Here is a 17,532-nt window from a genome sequence, read left to right as displayed (position 1 = left end):
CGCACTATGGCACTACAAAACCGCATCTGCCAAGCGAACGGGCACCGTTTTCTGTTGATCGGAAAGAAGGCAGGCACAGAGCTCGGCCGCCGTCATCGCGGCGATCACTTCCGGGCGCTTGTCGCGCAGCGCCGAGCCGCCCAGAGGCAGGGTCAGCCGCCCGATATCGGGTTCCCGGCCGATCTCTTCCAGATAAGTCTTGAACCGCGCCCGCTTCGTCGCCGAACCGATCATTCCGATATAGGCCGCATCGCGCCGACGCAACGCTTCGGCGGCGATCAGGAAATCGAGCGCGTGGTCGTGGGTCATCACCACGAAGCCAGCGCCGGCCGGCGCCTCGGCGACCATCGATTCCGGCATGGCCGCCGCGACAGTGCGGACCGATTCGGGGAGGGCCTTGAGCGTCTCGGCGCGCGTGTCGATAAGCGTGATGTTGAGTGGCAAGGGCGCGAGCGCCTGGGCCATCGCACGGCCCGTATGCCCCGCACCGAACAGGACTACGTGAGGCCGCTCGGCCTCCCGGTCCGCCGCTTCCTCGCGCTTGCGGGCCATGACTGCATCATCGGCATGCTCGAAAAGAAGATCAACGCGACCGCCGCAGCACTGGCCGATTTCAGGCCCAAGCGGCACCGATCGCTCCGCGCGCAACTCTCCGGTTTCCAGCATCCGCCGCGCTGTCTCGATCGCATCGAATTCCAGCCGCCCGCCGCCGATCGTATCCTCCAGGCCATCGGCGGTAACCATCATCGACGCCCCCGCCTCCCGAGGCGTCGAGCCGTAAGTGCGGGTGATGGTGACGAGGACAGCGTCTTGGCTCACCCCCTCACCCCCTCTATCGCCTTCAGCACCCGCTCCGGCGTCGCCGGCGCGTCGAGATCGGGGAAGCCCTTGCCGTCGCCGGCCGCGATTACCGCGTCGGTCAGGGCCGAGAACACGGAGATCGCCAGCATGAAGGGCGGCTCGCCGACCGCTTTTGAACGGTAGATCGTGTCGGAGCGGTTCTCACCCTTTTCCCAGATGGCGATGCGCAGATCGTCCGGCCGGTCATTGGCCGTTGGGATCTTGTAGGTGGAGGGCGCATGGGTCATCAGCCGACCCTTTTCGTTCCACCACAGCTCCTCCGTTGTCAGCCAGCCCATGCCCTGAATGAAGCCGCCTTCGATCTGGCCCCGGTCGATCGCCGGGTTCAGGGACTTGCCGCAATCATGCAGGATATCGGCGCGGATAAGCTTGTATTCGCCGGTCAGAGTGTCGACCACGACCTCCGAGCAGGCCGCACCATAGGCGAAATAGTAGAAGGGCTCGCCGCTCGCGCTCTGACGGTCGTAGTGGATGCCGGGCGTTGCGTAGAAGCCGGTCGAAGAGAGCGAGATGCGCGCGAGATAGGCTTCGCCCACCAGATCGGCGAAGCGCTTCTCCTCGTTGCCGATCAAGACGCGGTTCGCCGCGAACACCACCTGCTCCTTCGGCACGTTGTAGCGGGCGACCGCATAGTCGATCAGCCGGTTCTTGATCGTGCGCGCCGCAGCTTGCGCCGCCATGCCGTTGAGGTCCGAGCCCGAGGAGGCCGCCGTCGCGGAGGTGTTCGGCACCTTGGCGGTGGTCGTCGCGGTGATCTTCACATGATCGATGTCGATCTGGAATTCCTCGGCCACGACCTGGGCGACCTTGACGAAGAGGCCCTGCCCCATCTCCGTGCCGCCATGGTTCAGGTGAACCGAGCCATCCTTGTAGACATGAACAAGCGCGCCGGCCTGATTGAGATGGCTGGTGGTGAAGGAGATGCCGAACTTCACCGGCGTCAGGGCGAGGCCCTTCTTAAGGATCGGGCTTTTCGCATTGAACTGGCTGATCGAGTCGCGGCGCGCGCGATAGTCCGATGTTGCCTCCAATTCGTCGACGACTTCGGAAATGATCGAGTCCGTCACCGGCATATGATAGGGTGTCACACCCGGCTCCGCGCCTGAGTCGAAAGACGGATAGAAATTCGCCTTGCGTACATCGAGCGGATCGAGCCCCGCCTCGAAGGCGATCCGGTCCATCACGCGTTCGATGCCCACCATGCCCTGCGGCCCGCCGAAGCCGCGAAAGGCGGTGTTGGAGACGGTATGCGTCTTCAGCCGGCGCGACAGGATGCGCGCGGCGGGGATGCTATAGGCATTGTCGGCGTGGAACATCGCCCGGTCCGCGATGGCGGCCGACAGATCGCGCGAGTAGCCGCATCGAACGAGATGGGAGAAATCGCCCGCCGCGATGCGCCCATCCTCGGAATAGCCGACCGCGTAATCGATCTCGACCTCGTGGCGCTTGCCGGTCATCTCCATGTCGTCGTCGCGGTCGAGCCGGCATTTGACCGGCCGCCCGGTCTTCACCGCCGCAAGCGCGGTGACGGCCGCGAAAAGCGCCGGCTGGCTCTCCTTGCCGCCGAACCCGCCGCCCATGCGCCGCACCTCGACCGTCACCGCATGGTCCGGCACGCCGAGCATCTTAGCGACATTGTGCTGGACTTCGGACGGATGCTGGGTCGAGGAGCGCACCAGAACGTCGCCGTCTTCGAGCGGGATCGAAGTGGCGATCTGGCCTTCGAGATAGAAGTGGTCCTGACCGCCGACCGCCAAGCGGCCAAGGACGCGGTGAGGGGCGGCCTCGAGCGCGGAATCGACGTCTCCGATCCGCATTTCATGCGGGTCGAGAAGATCGTTGCCGGCCTCCTTGGCCGCGGCCAACGCCTGTTCGATGGAGATCGCGGCCGGAAGCTCTTCGTATTCTACGACCGCAAGCTTCGCCGCGCGCCGCGCGAGATCGATGGTCTCAGCCGCGACGGCGAAAATGGGCTGGCCGATATATTGTACTATGGCCTCTGGCCCGCTCGTCGGCGGAAAGATCGGATCGTCGCCAAACACAGGCGAATAGTCGTTTTGGCCGGGGATATCGTCGGCGGTCAGGACGCAGGCGACGCCGGGAGCCGCTCGGACCTTGGAGAGATCGAGTGAGAGGATGCGCGCATGGGCCTTTTCGCTCATGGCAATATAGATCTGCAGCGTGCCAGGTAGTTCCGGTTCATCGTCGATATAGCGCGCGATGCCGGAGACGTGTTTCGCGCCGCTGTCGTGGATGTGCCTGGTATGGACGCCGCCCTTGATCGACCGTTCGTGGGTCGGCCTGCGCTCGTCGAGTTCGGCGGCGGAAGGCTCGCCTGCGCCGGAGCGATCCTGGATGCGGGTTTCGTCCATCAGGCCGCTCCCTGCGCTTCACCGGTTTCGAACGCAGAAATCCGCGCCGGCTTCTTCTCGCCTAGCTCCAGCCGAAACCTCTCCAGCAGGTTCTGCGCCGTCTTCAGCCGGTATCCGCTCGAAGCCCGCATATCCGTCAGCGGCTGGAAATCCTCGGCAAGCGCGATTTGAGCCTCGCGCACCGCGGCCTCATCGAACGGCCGGCCAAGAAGCACGGCCTCGGCATGTTCTGCCCGCTTAGGCACCCCGGCCATCCCGCCAAAGGCAAGCCTGGCTTCGCTCACATTCTCCCCATCAAAGGTCAGCCGGAAGGCAGCCATGACGGCGGAGATATCTGAGTCGAAACGCTTCGATATCTTGTGCGCGAAATAGCGCTGGTTATCTTCCAGCCGCGGCACTTCCAGCGCGACGACGAACTCGCCCGGCGCGCGATCCTGTTTGCCGTATTCGATGAAGAAGCGCTCCAGATCGAGAACGCGTATATCGTCACCCTTACGCAGGTAGACCCGCGCACCGAGGGCGATGAGGCAGGGCGGCAGATCGCCGATGGGCGAACCGTTCGCGATATTGCCGCCGACGGTCCCGGCATTGCGGATCTGCGAGCCGGCGAAGCGGCGCATCATCTCACCGAGGTCGGGATGGATGTCAGCGAGCGTTTCCAGTGCCTCGGCATGGGTAACGCCAGCCCCGAAATAAAGGACGCCCAGCCGCTCCTCGATCATCTGTATGTCCCGCACTTTCGAGACATCGATCAGGACGGAGAGATCGCGGTGCTGTTTCGTCACCCAGAGCCCCACATCCGTCGCCCCCGCGACGAGGGTCGCGTCGGGATGGGCTGCATAGGTGTCGGCGAGATCGTCCACGTTTTCCGGTGCGAACCAGAGCTGCGGACCGCCGGGGCTCTCAGCCTCGTAGCGGAAGATCGCGCCGCTCTGGATAGCCCCGAGGCGTTTCGCGAGCGCCAGATCTTCGCCCAGTGTGTCGGGCTTTGGCAGCTTCGCCAGCGCCTCGCCCGCATCGATGATCGGGCCGTAGCCGGTGCAGCGACATAAGTTTCCGGAAATCTGGTCCTTCACAGTCTGGCGATCCGTCAGCTTGCCACCGTCCCAGGCGGAGAATAGCTGGACGACGAAACCCGGCGTGCAAAAGCCGCACTGGCTGGCATGGCCCTCCACCATCGCCGTGCGCAGAGCTTTGGCCCCATCCGCGCCGCGATGGCTGCCAAGCTTTTCCACGGTCTCGATCGCGCGGCCGTTCATGGCAGGCAGGAACTGGATGCAGGCGTTCACCGGCCGGCGCTTCAGCCCGCCCTGACCATCGTTTTCCGATATCAGCACCGTGCAGGCCCCACAATCGCCCTCGGCGCAGCCTTCCTTGGTACCGGTCAGCCGCTCGGTTTCGCGCAGATATCGAAGCAAAGTCGTCGTCGCAGACAGCCCGGAGACGGAGCGCTCTTCGCCATTGAGGAGAAAGCGGATCGGCTGGTTGCTCTCGGATGCCATTCAGCTCCCCCGATAGGTGGAATAGCCAAAGGGCGAGATCAGCAGCGGCACGTGATAATGGGTGTGCTCGCTCATGCCGAAGCGGATGACGACATCGTCGAGAAATTTCGGATCGGGCAGGTCGAGGTCGAGGCCATCGAAATAGGCCCCGGCTTCGAAGACCAGTTCGTATAGCCCGATCTGGAAATCATCCGTACCGAGGATCGGCCCGTCGCAGCGGCCGTCGCCGTTCGTCGTCACGTCGGCGATCTTCTCGCGTGCGCCGCTGGAGCCGAGGCGGTAGAGCTTGATCGCAAGCCCCCTCGCCGGCTGTCCGGTTGCCGTGTCCAGCACATGGGTCGTCAGGGTGCCGCCGTCTTCGCCCGCCATCAAGCGCCTCGCTTCGTCTTCTCAAAGTGCGATGATGCACCGCAACGCGGGCCTGCCGCAAGAGGATGAAGTGCTATCCTATTGCGTTGAAATAATAGGCGTAAAGCAGGATCCAGAACCCGCAGAGAGCAGCAAGCGCCCAGCGCATGCCGATCCCGGCGACGAGAATGCGCCCCACGAGTCCCGCGAGGGCGGCCGTCAAGGCGAAGCGGCAGAAGCGGATGGGAATCGAGATCAGCGCAAAAGCGAAGATCGACCAGCCCGCCTCACCGGCGAGCACCGCGAATATCTTGTAGGGAACGCCGGTGACCGCGCCGGAGAGCACCGCCCAGTATCCGTCCTCCGCGAGCCGCGTCCGCGTCGCCTCGATCAGCGCTTCTTCGATCGCCGGGATCTGCGCCAGCATGGCGATCGCGGCTTCTGCGTCGCTCGCGCCCCAATAGGCCATGAACGCGCCCGCCATCGCAGCAGCGAGAGCTGCAAACCCACCGAGCATCAGGGCCTTGGTGAGTCCGTATCGCACCGCGACGAATGAGATCAGCACGTCCGGCACCACGAAGAAGAGGCTTGCCTCCCCGAAGCCCCAAAGCGCGGCGAAGAGAACCATCATCATGGAACGAAGAAGTAGTTCGTGAGATGGAAGAAGATCGGCGCGGCGAAGGTGACCGAATCCATCCGGTCGAGCGCGCCGCCATGGCCCTCGATCATCGTGCCCCAGTCCTTCGCGCCCATCGAGCGCTTGATCGCCGAGAGCACGAGCCCGCCGCAAAAGCCTGCGATCACGATGGCGAGTGCCATCGCGAAGGCCTGAAGTGGACCGAACGGCGTGATCCAGAAGAGTGCCGCGCCGATGAGAGAGGCGGAGAGACCGCCGCCGATAAGTCCCTCCCAGGTCTTGGACGGCGAAACGCGCGGTGCGACCTTCCGCTTCCCGTAGAGCTTGCCGAACACGTATTGCAGGACGTCCGAAAGCTGTACGACCGCGATGAGGAAGAACAGCCAGAGGAAGTTCTCGCCCTCATGCCCCGGAATATCGAGGAGCAGAAGCGCCGGCGCATGGGAGATGCAGAACACCGTCAGCATCAGCCCCCACTGCACCTTCGAGGTCCGCTCCAGAAAGTGGTCGGTCTCACCGGCAAGCACGGCCAGAACGGGCAAGAGCAGGAAGGCGTAGACCGGAATCGCGATCGAAAACAGCGTCTGCCAGTCGATCCAGATCAGCCAGTATTGCAGCGGGATGAAGACGTAGAAGGCCGTCGCCACCGCCCGGTGATCAGCCGGCCGCGTGGGTGTGAGCGTGATGAACTCTCGCAGGCAGTAGAATGAGGTGAGCGCGAAGAGGATCAGCGTCACCGCCGGCCCGAGCAGGAAGGCCGCGGCAAAGATCGCGACCATGACCCACCAGGCTTTCACGCGCTCGGAGAGATTGCGCACGGTCGCCTTCATCGCGTCCGTCTCCGCGCGCTTGCCGAGGACGACGCTGGCGATCGACCCGGCGACGAGGATGAGGACAACACCGCCGAGGAGAATGAAGATGCGCATATCCATCAGGCGTCCTCTCCTTCCGGTCTGCCGAGCGCGACGACGGCTTCGCGGGCTCGGGTCAGGAATTCCCGCCTGTCTTCCCCGCTAATCGGCGCGATCGGCGCGCCGTAGCGGGCCGTGCAGCTGATCGGCGCCGGCAGATATGCTCCCTTCGGAAAGGCGCGGGAGAGATTGTCGAGGAAGACGGGGATCAGCTCGACGTGTCGATGGGTTTGCGCGAGATTGTAGAGTCCCGACTTGAACGGCGCGATTTCGCTTCCGTCGCCGCGCGTACCCTCGGGAAAGATGATCAGCGAGCGTCCGTCCTCAATTGCCTGATTGAGCGGGGCGAGCGGATCGCTGCCCTCCTCGGCCTTCCGGTCGACCAGCACGCATTTCAAAATGTCGAGGGCGATGAAGCGGCGGAGTTTTCCCTTGCCCCAATAATCCTTGGCGGCGACAGGCGAGGTCACCGAGCGAAGCGCGGGCGGTAGGGACGCCCAGAGGACGATCGTATCGAGATGGCTACCGTGATTGGCGAAATAGATGCGCTGTTGCGTGGTCGGCTGCGACCCCACCCAGCGGCCATGCCCGCCGATGAGAAACCGCGTCAGGGCGATGAAAAGGATGCGGACAAAAGCGATCATCGGCGGCCCTGTCCGTTCGTCAGAGCCTTCGATTGGCGCATCAGCCGTCGGGCTATCGTGTATGCAGTTCCGAGCGCGATGGCGAAGAGGAGGACGGCGGAAAGGAGATAGGCCTCGGTGAACATCGTCTCACCGAAGGCGATCACGCAGCCGAGCGTTAGCGCCGCCATCCGATGGGGCTTGGCCATTGGGCCGACGAAGTCCTGCGGAAGGCCCAGCGTTCCGCCGAGGAGCCTTGTATAGGCCGCGAGCGCCGCCAGAAGCGCGGCAAGCCAACCGAGCCAGCCAAAGCCGATCGCATAGCCGAAGGCGACGAGAAACAAACTATCCTCGATCCGATCCGGCGCCTCGTTCCAGATCGCGCCCGTTGGCCCACCCTTCCCGCCTTCGACAGCGACGAGCCCGTCCATCATGTTGGCCATGAGCCGGAGCTGGATGCAAAGCGCACCGAGGAGCCAGAGCAACGCCATGCCCGGCGCATAGAGCATCGCGGCTGCACCAATCGCGGAAAAGATGATACCGATGAAGGAGATCTGATTGGCGGAAAGTCCGGTCTTCAGGAGGATGCGAAGGGCGGCGGACGCCCAGCCGGTCTGCCGCGAGGCCAGCGGGCGGCGGGCGCCCTCCGCCTTTGCATTTTCGTTTTGGTCTGCCTGCAAACCGCTGCTCTCCCCGAACGCCTCTTTTGTCGCAGGGGCTAGATAATCCAATCGCCGCGCCCACGCGATGCTGGGAAGGAAAAATGCTGAGGACAACCAAAACGGGCGCCCCGAAGGACGCCCGTTGGTTTAACCGGATGGGAACGCTGAAAGATCAGCGAACGATGTAGACGATCTGACGGGTGTTCGGATCGACCAGAACCTGCTGCCCGTTCACATTGGCATATTCATACTCGTATTCCGGAACCGCATTGAGCTGAACGTTCTCGGGAATGCCGGCGCCGACGACCGTCTCGCCCTCGAGATAGACCGGGTCGACGGGGTTGCTCCGAACGTACTCGACACGTGCGTCAGGCGGATTGAGCGCCGCACCGGCCGCAAGACCGACACCGCCACCGACGGCTGCGCCAACGGGACCACCGACGAGTGCGCCGATCGTGGCGCCAGCGGCAGCACCGGCGACTTCGCCTGTACCACCATCGTCTTCATAGGTGACGGTCGGAACCGCTTCCGGGGCGGCCTGACGGCGCTCGACGACGACGACCTGCTCGCCCTGAACGTCCGTGGTCAGATACTGCGCAGCGGCCCAGCCCTGCGTACCGTTCACGGTCACTCGGCACCAGCTGCCGGCTTCGGTGCAACCGTCAAACGTGGCTGCTTCGCCGGTCGGGATCACACCGACGATTTCGTAATTGGAGCCCGGTCCGGCGCGAACATTGAGATCGGTGGTCGAGGTCACGGCGGACTGCGCCATGGACGGGGTTGCAAGGAGGGCCGCGATCGAGGCGGCACCCGCTGCGAGAGCAGTGGTGCGAAGAAGTTTCATAGAGATATACTCCGATATTGTTTCCGCCGTCGTCATTCGCGGCGGGTCGACGGGAAAAGATCGGAGCATGGGGTTCGGTTCCCAAGTTTTTGATGAACAACAACTATTAAGTCCGTTCATCCTCCGTTCATATTGCTCAACCCCATGGTTCAGCGGGCTTTCCGCGGCAAATCCGGCCTGTTTCCAGGCAGCTCGAACAAGAATTCACCGTAATATTTCCTCGAAAAAGCCGTCGCCGTTAACAACTTCGTTCCCGGCTCATCTTTTCAGGCTCACTTCATCTTGGTGGCAAGGGACCTCCTCGGGGGCTTCCACGCAGGCTTCGAGTACCGTTGCGGTGGTCCGTGCCGATGGGCTAGGAGGATGCTCCGACCGTTTCCACCGGTGCTCCATGACTGCTTATCCCTACCCCCGCGATCTCATTGGCTATGGCGGCCACCCACCCGACCCGCAATGGCCGAACCCGAACGGCTCCGGTCCCGCCAAGATCTGCGTCCAGTTCGTCGTCAATTACGAAGAGGGCGGCGAGAACGCGATCCTGCACGGTGACAAGGCGTCCGAAGCGTTTCTGTCGGAAATCGTCGGCGCGAGCGCCTGGGAAGGCCAGCGCCACATGAACATGGAGTCGATCTACGAATACGGCGCGCGCGCCGGCTTCTGGCGGCTCCACCGCATGTTCACCGAGCGCGGACTTCCGGTAACCGTCTACGGCGTCGCGACGGCGCTTGCCCGCAACCCGGCCGCCGTAGCCGCGATGCAGGAGGCGGGCTGGGAAATCGCCTCGCACGGACTCAAATGGATCGAATACAAGGATTTCGACCGAGACGCCGAGCGCGGGCACATGGCTGCCGCGATTGCGATCCATGAGGCGGTCACCGGCGAAAAGCCCAAGGGATGGTATACCGGCCGCTCCTCGGTCCACACGCTGGAGCTTGCCGCCGAAAACGGCGGCCTCGCCTATGCCTCCGACGCCTATGCCGATGATCTGCCCTATTGGCAGGAGACAGAGACGAACCCGCTCCTCGTCATTCCCTATACGCTCGACACCAACGACATGCGCTTCGCGACGCCCCAGGGCTTCAATTCGGGCGAACAGTATTTCACCTTTCTGAAGGATGCCTTCGACACGCTCTATGAAGAGGGCGAGGCCGGCCAGGCCAAGATGCTGAATATCGGCCTCCACTGCCGTCTGGTCGGGCGTCCCTCACGCGCGGCCGCTTTGGCGAAATTCCTCGACTATGTGCAGTCGAAGCCCGATGTATGGGTGGCAAAGCGTATCGAAATCGCGGAACACTGGCGCTCACACTTTCCTTACAAGGCCCGGTTCCGGCCGAGCCGGATGGAACGCGAAGCCTTTGTCTCCCTCTTCGGCGGCGTCTATGAGCACTCGCCCTTCATTGCCGAGCGCGTCTACGACTTCGGCCTCTCCCCGGCGTTCGACACCGCGGAAACGCTCACCGCAGGCATGGCACGGGAATTCCGCCTTGCCGACGAAGGCGAGCGGCAGCTCGTTCTTCAGGCCCATCCTGATCTTGCCGGCAAGCTGGCCGTTGCGGACGATCTCACCGAAGATTCCAGAGCCGAGCAGGCCGGAGCGGGCCTCGACCGTCTGAGCGAGGCTGAGTTCAAACGCTTTACCGAGTTCAACACCGCCTATCGCACGCGTTTCGGCTTCCCCTTCATCATCGCGGTCAAGGGCAAAAAGAAGGACGACATCCTCGCCGCCTTCGAGACCCGCCTCGAAAACAACCGTGAAGCAGAGTTCAACACGGCCTGCCGCGAGGTCGAGCAGATCGCCGCCTTCCGCATCGCCGCGATCTTCGAAAACAACCATGCCGGGTCGCCGGCCAAGGACAAGACATGAGTTCCGAGCGTTTCCTCACCCCCACACCGCTTGCCGAAGAGCCCGAGCTTCTCAGAAAATATGTCGATCTCGCGCATCCGCGCCTCGGCACGGAAGTCACTTTCGCGACCGATGATTTCTTCGCAGACAAGTCGCGAATGATCTCGCCCGAACCGCCGCTCTTCTATCCGGACCGATTCGACGATCACGGAAAATGGATGGACGGATGGGAATCCCGCCGCAAGCGCGTACCGGGCCACGACCACGCCGTCATCCGCCTTGGCCAGCGCGGCACGATCGCGGCGGTGGATATCGATACTTCCTTCTTCACCGGCAATTTCCCGCCTGAGGCCAAGATCGAAGCGGCTGACACGCCGGGCGAGCCGGGCGAGAACGACTGGACGCCTGTAGTTGGCAAACGTGCACTCCAGGGCGATTCCCACAATCTCGTCCGGCTCGACGCGCCCGTCACCGCACGCTGGCTGCGCCTCCACATCTTCCCCGATGGCGGCGTCGCCCGCCTCAGGGTCTACGGTATCGTTGAGAAGGACTGGAGCGAGGTCGGCGCAGACGAGACCATCGATCTCGCGGCCCTCGTGAACGGCGGCTCGGCGATCGCCTGGAACGATGCCCATTATGGCGCGCCCGCCAACATGCTCGCTCCCGGCACCGCGCCGGTCATGGCCGATGGCTGGGAAACCGCCCGCCGCCGCACGCCCGGCAACGACTGGTGCGTCATCCGCCTCGGCCATCCCGGTACGATCGATCGCATCCTGATCGACACCAAGCACTTCAAGGGCAATTACCCCGACCGCTTCACCCTGCGCGGCGCTACGCTTTCCGATAACCCTGTTCAGAGCGAGATCGAGGCCCTCTCCTCTCTCTGGCCGGAAATCGTGACTTCGACCAAACTCCAGGCCGATACCGAACTGACGATCGAAGGCCGTGACATCGAACGCCACGGCGCCATCAACCACGTCCGCCTCGACATCTTCCCGGATGGCGGCGTCTCGCGGCTGCGGCTTTTCGGGAAGAAGAGCAGCTAACTGGAAAGAGCCGCCTGACCTTTGTCATCCCGGCCCCGAGCCGGGATCGATTCCAGCGGCCACTCCTCTCTGACGGGGGGGCGATGGGGACAGCGAATGTCCCGCGAGGCCAGAGGCATGGGCCCCGGCTCAGGTGCCGGAGTGACGACCCAAGCAAAGCACCAAGCGAGCGTGACCATGAGATCCCTCACCCCCATCCCCCTCACCGCCGATGCTTTCCGTTCGTTCGGCGAGGTCATCGAGACCGACAACGCCTCGGAAATCCGACTCATCAACAAGGGCACGACGACGCGCTTTCACGACATCGCACCCGTCGATGTCGCCGCCGAGGGCGGTCATACGCTGATTTCGATTTTTCGCGGCAAGCCCTTCGATTTCCCGGTCAAGATCGTGATGATGGAGCGTCATCCGCTCGGCAGCCAGGCCTTCATGCCGCTTTCCGAGCGCCCCTATCTCGTGGTCGTCGCGCCTGACGAGAGCGGAAAGCCGGGCGAGCCGGTCGCCTTTCTCGCCGCGCCGGGCCAGGGTGTCTCATACCATCGCAATGTCTGGCACCACCCACTGTTGTCACTTCAGGACGTTTCCGATTTTCTCGTGGTCGATCGCGGCGGCGAGGGCGAGAACCTCGAAGAAGCCGATTACGAAACCGCCTTCGAGATCACCGGCTGAACCAGCCCGATGTGCGATAGCGCGTAAGGAGATCGACAGGAACGTCAAGGCTTTGACGTTCTCCTCAGAACCTTGTTAGATCGCCGACAACAGACGATTCGAGCTTTGGGAGGAGTAGCGATTGTCGAGCGCCGATTACGCCATTGAGACGCGTAATTTGACCAAGACGTTCAAAGGCTTCACGGCGGTTGACGACGTTTCCCTGAAAGTCGAGCGCGGCACCATCCACGCGCTGATCGGCCCGAACGGGGCCGGCAAGTCGACGATGTTCAACCTTATCACGAAGTTCCTTGAGCCGACGAGCGGCACTATACTTCTGAACGGCAAGGATATCACCTCGCAAAAGCCGGCGCAGATCGCCCGCAAGGGTGCGGTGCGATCATTCCAGATCTCTTCGGTCTTCCCGCATCTGACACTTCTTGAAAACATCCGCGTTGCCCTCCAGCGGCGGATGCACAATTCCTACCACTTCTGGAAATCCGAATCCCGCCTCGACGTCCTCAACGAGGACGCCCGGAAGATTCTCACCCAGGTGGGTCTCGAAGATTCCGAGGGCGTGCTTGCCACGGAATTGCCCTACGGCCGCAAGCGCCTTCTCGAACTTGCGACGACGCTTGCGCTTGAACCCAAGGTGATGCTGCTCGACGAGCCTATGGCCGGCATGGGCACGGGCGACGTCCAGCGCGTCGCCGATATCATCCGCCAGGTTGCCAAGGGACGCACAGTGCTGATGGTGGAGCACAATCTCAACGTCGTCGCCGATCTCTCCGACAAGATCACGGTGCTCCAATTGGGCGCGGTGCTCGCCGAAGGCAGCTACGACGAGGTCAGCCAGAACCGGGAGGTCCGTTCGGCCTATATGGGCGAAGCAGATGACTGAGACGCTTCTTCAGACCAAGAACCTGCAGGCGTGGTACGGCGAAAGCCACATTCTGCACGGCATCGAATTTTCCGTTCCCAAGGGCCAGATCGTCACCCTGCTAGGCCGCAACGGCGCGGGCAAGACGACGACGCTGCGCTCGATCATGGGTCTGGTCAAGAACCGCATCGGTTCGGTTGTCCATGAAGGGACGGAGATCATCAAGCTCTCCTCCAACCAGATCGCGAGGAAGGGCATCGCCTACTGCCCCGAGGAACGCGGCATCTTCTCCTCGCTCAACGTGAAGGAAAACCTGCAATTGCCGCCAGTGATCGCCGATGGCGGCATGAGCGAAGAGCGGGTCTACGAGCTCTTTCCGATCCTCAAGACGCGCGGCAACAGCCAGGGTACCAAGCTGTCGGGCGGCGAGCAGCAGATGCTCGCGATCGCCCGGATCCTGCGCACGGGAGCGCAACTCCTCCTGCTCGACGAGCCGACCGAGGGCCTTGCCCCGGTCATCGTCCAGCAGATCGGTGAGATCATCAAACGCCTCAAGGACGAGGGCTTCACCATCCTCCTCGTCGAACAGAACTTCCGCTTCGCCGAACGCATGGGCGACATTCACTATGTCATCGAGCATGGCGAGGTCGTCGACCGGTTCGAGCGCGCGGAGATCGCCAACAACAGGGAAAAGATCACAGGCTATCTCGGCGTCTGACGCGCCGGATTCCAAAAGATCCCGGGAGGAAATGCGAATGACGTTGACAGAGCCAAAGCGAGCGTCTGGCGCGCCGCGCGAACACGACGATACGAGCCGCTAAGACGCTCGACGAAACGTGAAGCGCGACAGCTCCCGCCGGCGCGCCTCATTCCTTCCTGACAAGCGGCGTCACGACCCGACAACAAAAACAGGACCCGTGACGACTGCATTTCGAGGATCTCGAAGCCCATGGACTTTCTCGGAGTCCCCTTTCCGGTTTTCGCAGGCCAGCTCCTGATCGGACTGATCAACGGCGCGTTCTACGCCGTTCTCAGTCTCGGCCTCGCGCTCATCTTCGGCCTTCTGAACATCGTCAACTTCGCCCATGGCGCGCTCTACATGGTCGGCGCATTCGTGGCCTTCCTGCTTCTCGATATCCTCGGCATCGGCTACTGGCCGGCCCTCATCCTTTCGCCGATCATCGTCGGTGCCTTCGGCATGGTGATCGAGCGCTTCCTGCTGCGTCCCATCGCCGATCTCGATCATCTCTACGGCCTGCTTCTCACCTTCGGCCTCGCACTCCTGATCGAGGGCTTCTTTCGCCAGATGTACGGCGTTTCGGGTGAGACTTACGCCATTCCGAGCGCGCTTCAGGGCGGCTTCAATCTGGGCTTCATGTTCCTGCCCACCTACCGCGCCTGGGTCATCGTCGCGGCGGTGATCGTCTGCGGCGCGACCTGGTTCCTGATCGAGCGAACACGGCTCGGCGCCACCATGCGCGCGGCGGTGGAAAACGCCGATCTCGTGCGCGCCTTCGGCGTCAACGTGCCGCTTCTCGTCACGCTCACCTACGGCCTCGGCGTCGCACTCGCGGCCTTCGCCGGGGTGCTCGCCGCGCCGATCTATTCGGTCAATCCGCTGATGGGCTCCAACATCATCATCGTCGTCTTCGCGATCGTCGTCATCGGCGGGCTCGGCTCGATCAAGGGGGCAATCATCTCCGGCTTCCTGCTCGGCCTGTGCGAAGGCCTGACGCGGGTCTATTATCCGGAAGCCTCCAACATCGTCATCTTCGTGGTCATGGCGATCGTCCTCGTCGTCAGGCCCGCCGGACTGTTCGGGAAAACCGCATGACCGATACGAGCAAATCCGATTTCAAGACGACGAGCGATGCGAAGGCCGGCAGCAAGTCGTCCGGCGGCGCGGCTAGCCTCCTCACCGATATCCGGCTCTGGGCGGTGATCGGCCTCGTCGCCCTGTTGATCATCCCGCATTACGTCTATCCGGTCATGGTCGCGAAGGTGCTGTGCTTCGCGCTCTTCGCGGCGGCCTTCAACCTGCTTCTCGGCTTTGCAGGTCTCCTCTCCTTCGGCCACGCCGCCTTCTTCGGCATGTCCGCCTATGTCGCAGGCTATTGCCTGCAATCGCTGGGCTTCACCGCTGAACTCGGCATTCTGGCGGGCACGGCCGCCGGCGCACTGCTGGGCCTCGTCATGGGCCTCCTCGCGATACGCAGGCAGGGCATCTATTTCGCGATGATCACCCTGGCGCTCGCCCAGATGGTTTATTTCGTCGCCCTCCAGGCGCCGTTCACCGGCGGTGAGGACGGGTTGCAGGGCGTGCCGCGGCGCGATCTCTTCGGCATCATCGACATGTCGAGCAATATGAACGTCTACTATCTCGTCCTCGGCGTCTTCTGCATCGGCCTCTTCATCATCTATCGCACGGTGCATTCGCCCTTCGGACAGGTGCTGAAATCGATCCGCGAGAACGAGCCGCGGGCGATCTCCCTCGGCTATGACGCCGACCGCTACAAGCTTATGGCCTTTGTCATATCGGCCGCTCTTTCGGGCCTTGCCGGCTCGACCAAGGTGATGGTGTTCCAGCTCGCCTCGCTGACGGACGTTCAGTGGCAGATGAGCGGCGAAGTGGTGTTGATGGCGGTTCTCGGCGGGATCGGCACCATGCTCGGCCCCCTCGTCGGCGCGACGATCATCATCACGCTGCAGAACGAACTCGCCCAGATCGGCTCGGTGTCGACCATCGTTCAGGGCGCGGTCTTCGTCTTCTGCGTGCTCGCATTCCGGCGCGGCATCGTCGGCGAGATCTCGCACCGCTGGAAGATCTGGCGCGGGCGCTCCTGAGTGTACCTCCGTAAAAGCTGCGAACACTCGGGTAAGCGGCTCCGGCGTCAGGATGCTTAGCAACTACGGGAAATCCTTGAGCACCCGCTCTTGGCTATCTTCGAGAGCGTAACCGATGGCTGTCGCCGGCATTGTTGGCCTTGGCTAAAGGCACATCTCAACTCGCTCAAGCGAGCGCGACCCCAGATCTCGATCCACACCAAATGAAAGCGATCTGGACGGTCGAAACACCTCGCATGAAAGGCCATCGGCCAAATGGGATAGCCTGATCTTTCACGTCCCGTCTCAAAGCGAAGCCCAATGCCGGGAAATATCGGGAAAAGACGGAGCGGCGGATGCCGCCGCTCCGCTGTTCTTCGGTTGGCCGCTTAGTGTCCGTTTGAGAATTCGTAAGGCGCAAGGATCAGGCATCCGCCAACCCGGCCCAGATGTATTAGAAGTAGCTTACCGCACTTCATAGGTCGATGGCGAAGCGAGCATGTCGGGCATTGCCTGTTGGATCGAATAATTCTCAAACGGTCTCTTAGAACGGCGAGTCCGGATAGTAGTACTGGTCGGCGTTCTCCTGGGTAATGAGCACCGAGCCGATGATGAAACGGCCTTCCATCGGGGCCTGGGAGACGAAGCGATCGGCCGTCAGACGGATCGCGGTGGCGATCATCGCCGGCGGATAGGTTACGTCGGCCGGGATCATCTCGTCGCCGTTCTTCACGCGCTCGACGATCTGCTTCATGCCGGCACCGCCGAGCACCCACATGTCGCCCTCGCGACCGGCCTGATTGATCGCTTCGATCGCGCCGAGCGCCATGTCGTCGTCGGAAGCCCAGACGGCGTCGATCTCCGAATGGCGGGACAGGAAGTCCTGCATCACCTCGAAGGCTTCGTCGCGGTTCCAGTTGCCGTGCTCCATGCCGACGACCTCGATGCCCGAGCCCTCGATCGCAGCCTGGAAGGCCTCGACGCGCTCGTTGTCGATGGTGGTCGGGATGCCGCGCAGGACGACGATGTTGCCGCCATCCGGCATCTTCTCGACGAAGTATTCGCCCGCAACACGGCCGAAAGCGGTGTTGTCACCCGCGACGTAGAGGTCCTCGATGCCTTCCTGGGCGAGGCCGCGATCGACGACGGTCACGAACTTTCCGGCATCGGCGACGCGCTTGACCGGGCCGGTCAGCGGATCGGATTCGAAGGGCAGGATGACGAGGGCATCGATATCACGCGTCGCCAGCATGTCTTCGAGATCGGAAACCTGTTTGCCGGGATCCCCGGCGGTGGAGAGGACGAAGTCGAGGTTCGGATAGGTCTCCTCCAGCTCGTCGATGGCGGCCTGTGCGTGATAGTTCACGCCGCCGGTCCACCCATGGGTCGCGGCGGGAATGGAGACGCCGATCGTCGCGCCTTCCTCGTCCTGCGCGATGGCCGCGCCCGGAATGGCAAGGGCTGCGGCAAGGCCGAGCCCGGCCGCCAGTTTCGTCAGTTTCTTCATGTCAGTACCTCCCGTTGTGGTGACG

At 62.9% G+C, this 17,532-nt stretch carries 17 protein-coding genes; 7 read left to right on the top strand and 10 right to left on the bottom strand.

All coding sequences use genetic code 11. From position 1 onward, the window contains the following. Nucleotides 1-12: 12 nt before the first annotated feature. From xdhC to ABRA89_RS02435, 9 genes are all read right to left on the bottom strand, one after another. Entirely contained in the window at nt 13-819 is an 807-nt protein-coding gene (gene xdhC / locus ABRA89_RS02475) for a xanthine dehydrogenase accessory protein XdhC (protein WP_349939857.1), read from the bottom strand. Continuing rightward, nucleotides 816-3,233: a xanthine dehydrogenase molybdopterin binding subunit gene (gene xdhB, locus ABRA89_RS02470; protein WP_349939856.1), complete on the bottom strand. Its 2,418-nt coding sequence runs from the start codon at nt 3,231-3,233 to the stop codon at nt 816-818. Before xdhB ends, xdhC begins: the two co-directional genes overlap by 4 nt. Beyond that, the gene (gene xdhA, locus ABRA89_RS02465; RefSeq protein ID WP_349939855.1) at nt 3,233-4,735 is read right to left on the bottom strand and encodes a xanthine dehydrogenase small subunit; all 1,503 of its coding nucleotides are present in this window, start codon (nt 4,733-4,735) and stop codon (nt 3,233-3,235) included. The genes xdhB and xdhA overlap by 1 nt, the downstream gene beginning before the upstream one ends. Further along, on the bottom strand, nt 4,736-5,104 hold the full coding sequence (uraH, locus tag ABRA89_RS02460; protein ID WP_349939854.1) for a hydroxyisourate hydrolase: 369 nt from the start codon (nt 5,102-5,104) through the stop codon (nt 4,736-4,738). 73 nt (nt 5,105-5,177) lie between these two features. Continuing rightward, entirely contained in the window at nt 5,178-5,717 is a 540-nt protein-coding gene (locus tag ABRA89_RS02455) for a hypothetical protein (protein ID WP_349939853.1), read from the bottom strand. After that, entirely contained in the window at nt 5,714-6,652 is a 939-nt protein-coding gene (locus ABRA89_RS02450; RefSeq protein ID WP_349939852.1) for a phosphatidate cytidylyltransferase, read from the bottom strand. Before ABRA89_RS02450 ends, ABRA89_RS02455 begins: the two co-directional genes overlap by 4 nt. Continuing rightward, nucleotides 6,652-7,275 carry a lysophospholipid acyltransferase family protein gene (locus ABRA89_RS02445; protein ID WP_349939851.1) on the bottom strand — a complete coding sequence of 208 codons (624 nt, stop codon included), beginning with the start codon at nt 7,273-7,275 and terminating at the stop codon, nt 6,652-6,654. Before ABRA89_RS02445 ends, ABRA89_RS02450 begins: the two co-directional genes overlap by 1 nt. Then, on the bottom strand, nt 7,272-7,934 hold the full coding sequence (locus ABRA89_RS02440) for a CDP-alcohol phosphatidyltransferase family protein (protein ID WP_349939850.1): 663 nt from the start codon (nt 7,932-7,934) through the stop codon (nt 7,272-7,274). The genes ABRA89_RS02445 and ABRA89_RS02440 overlap by 4 nt, the downstream gene beginning before the upstream one ends. A gap of 154 nt (nt 7,935-8,088) precedes the next feature. Then, complete coding sequence (locus ABRA89_RS02435; RefSeq protein WP_349939849.1) at nt 8,089-8,760, bottom strand: DUF1236 domain-containing protein; 672 nt, start codon at nt 8,758-8,760, stop codon at nt 8,089-8,091. 391 nt (nt 8,761-9,151) lie between these two features. On the opposite strand from ABRA89_RS02435, the gene puuE reads away from it, so the two are divergent. From puuE to ABRA89_RS02400, 7 genes are all read left to right on the top strand, one after another. Then, on the top strand, nt 9,152-10,624 hold the full coding sequence (gene puuE, locus ABRA89_RS02430) for an allantoinase PuuE (protein ID WP_349939848.1): 1,473 nt from the start codon (nt 9,152-9,154) through the stop codon (nt 10,622-10,624). Beyond that, a complete protein-coding gene (gene alc / locus ABRA89_RS02425) occupies nt 10,621-11,649 on the top strand; it encodes an allantoicase (protein WP_349939847.1) in 1,029 nt (342 codons plus the stop codon). The genes puuE and alc overlap by 4 nt, the downstream gene beginning before the upstream one ends. Before the next feature lie 177 nt (nt 11,650-11,826). Then, nucleotides 11,827-12,318: an ureidoglycolate lyase gene (locus ABRA89_RS02420; RefSeq protein ID WP_349939846.1), complete on the top strand. Its 492-nt coding sequence runs from the start codon at nt 11,827-11,829 to the stop codon at nt 12,316-12,318. Nucleotides 12,319-12,439: 121 nt separating this feature from the next. After that, nucleotides 12,440-13,198, top strand: coding sequence for an ABC transporter ATP-binding protein (locus ABRA89_RS02415; RefSeq protein WP_349939845.1), 759 nt, complete (start codon nt 12,440-12,442; stop codon nt 13,196-13,198). Next, on the top strand, nt 13,191-13,895 hold the full coding sequence (locus tag ABRA89_RS02410) for an ABC transporter ATP-binding protein (protein ID WP_349939844.1): 705 nt from the start codon (nt 13,191-13,193) through the stop codon (nt 13,893-13,895). The genes ABRA89_RS02415 and ABRA89_RS02410 overlap by 8 nt, the downstream gene beginning before the upstream one ends. Nucleotides 13,896-14,126: 231 nt before the next feature. Beyond that, nucleotides 14,127-15,011, top strand: coding sequence for a branched-chain amino acid ABC transporter permease (locus tag ABRA89_RS02405; protein ID WP_349939843.1), 885 nt, complete (start codon nt 14,127-14,129; stop codon nt 15,009-15,011). Then, on the top strand, nt 15,008-16,021 hold the full coding sequence (locus ABRA89_RS02400) for a branched-chain amino acid ABC transporter permease (RefSeq protein ID WP_349939842.1): 1,014 nt from the start codon (nt 15,008-15,010) through the stop codon (nt 16,019-16,021). Before ABRA89_RS02405 ends, ABRA89_RS02400 begins: the two co-directional genes overlap by 4 nt. A gap of 523 nt (nt 16,022-16,544) precedes the next feature. Here ABRA89_RS02400 and ABRA89_RS02395 read toward each other — a convergent pair. Next, on the bottom strand, nt 16,545-17,507 hold the full coding sequence (locus tag ABRA89_RS02395) for an ABC transporter substrate-binding protein (protein ID WP_349939841.1): 963 nt from the start codon (nt 17,505-17,507) through the stop codon (nt 16,545-16,547). Nucleotides 17,508-17,532 lie beyond the last annotated feature (25 nt).

It is taken from the genome of Fulvimarina thalattae, assembly GCF_040239565.1.
In the GTDB taxonomy this organism is placed as follows: domain Bacteria; phylum Pseudomonadota; class Alphaproteobacteria; order Rhizobiales; family Rhizobiaceae; genus Fulvimarina.
This window is presented reverse-complemented; position numbering and strand designations above follow the sequence as displayed.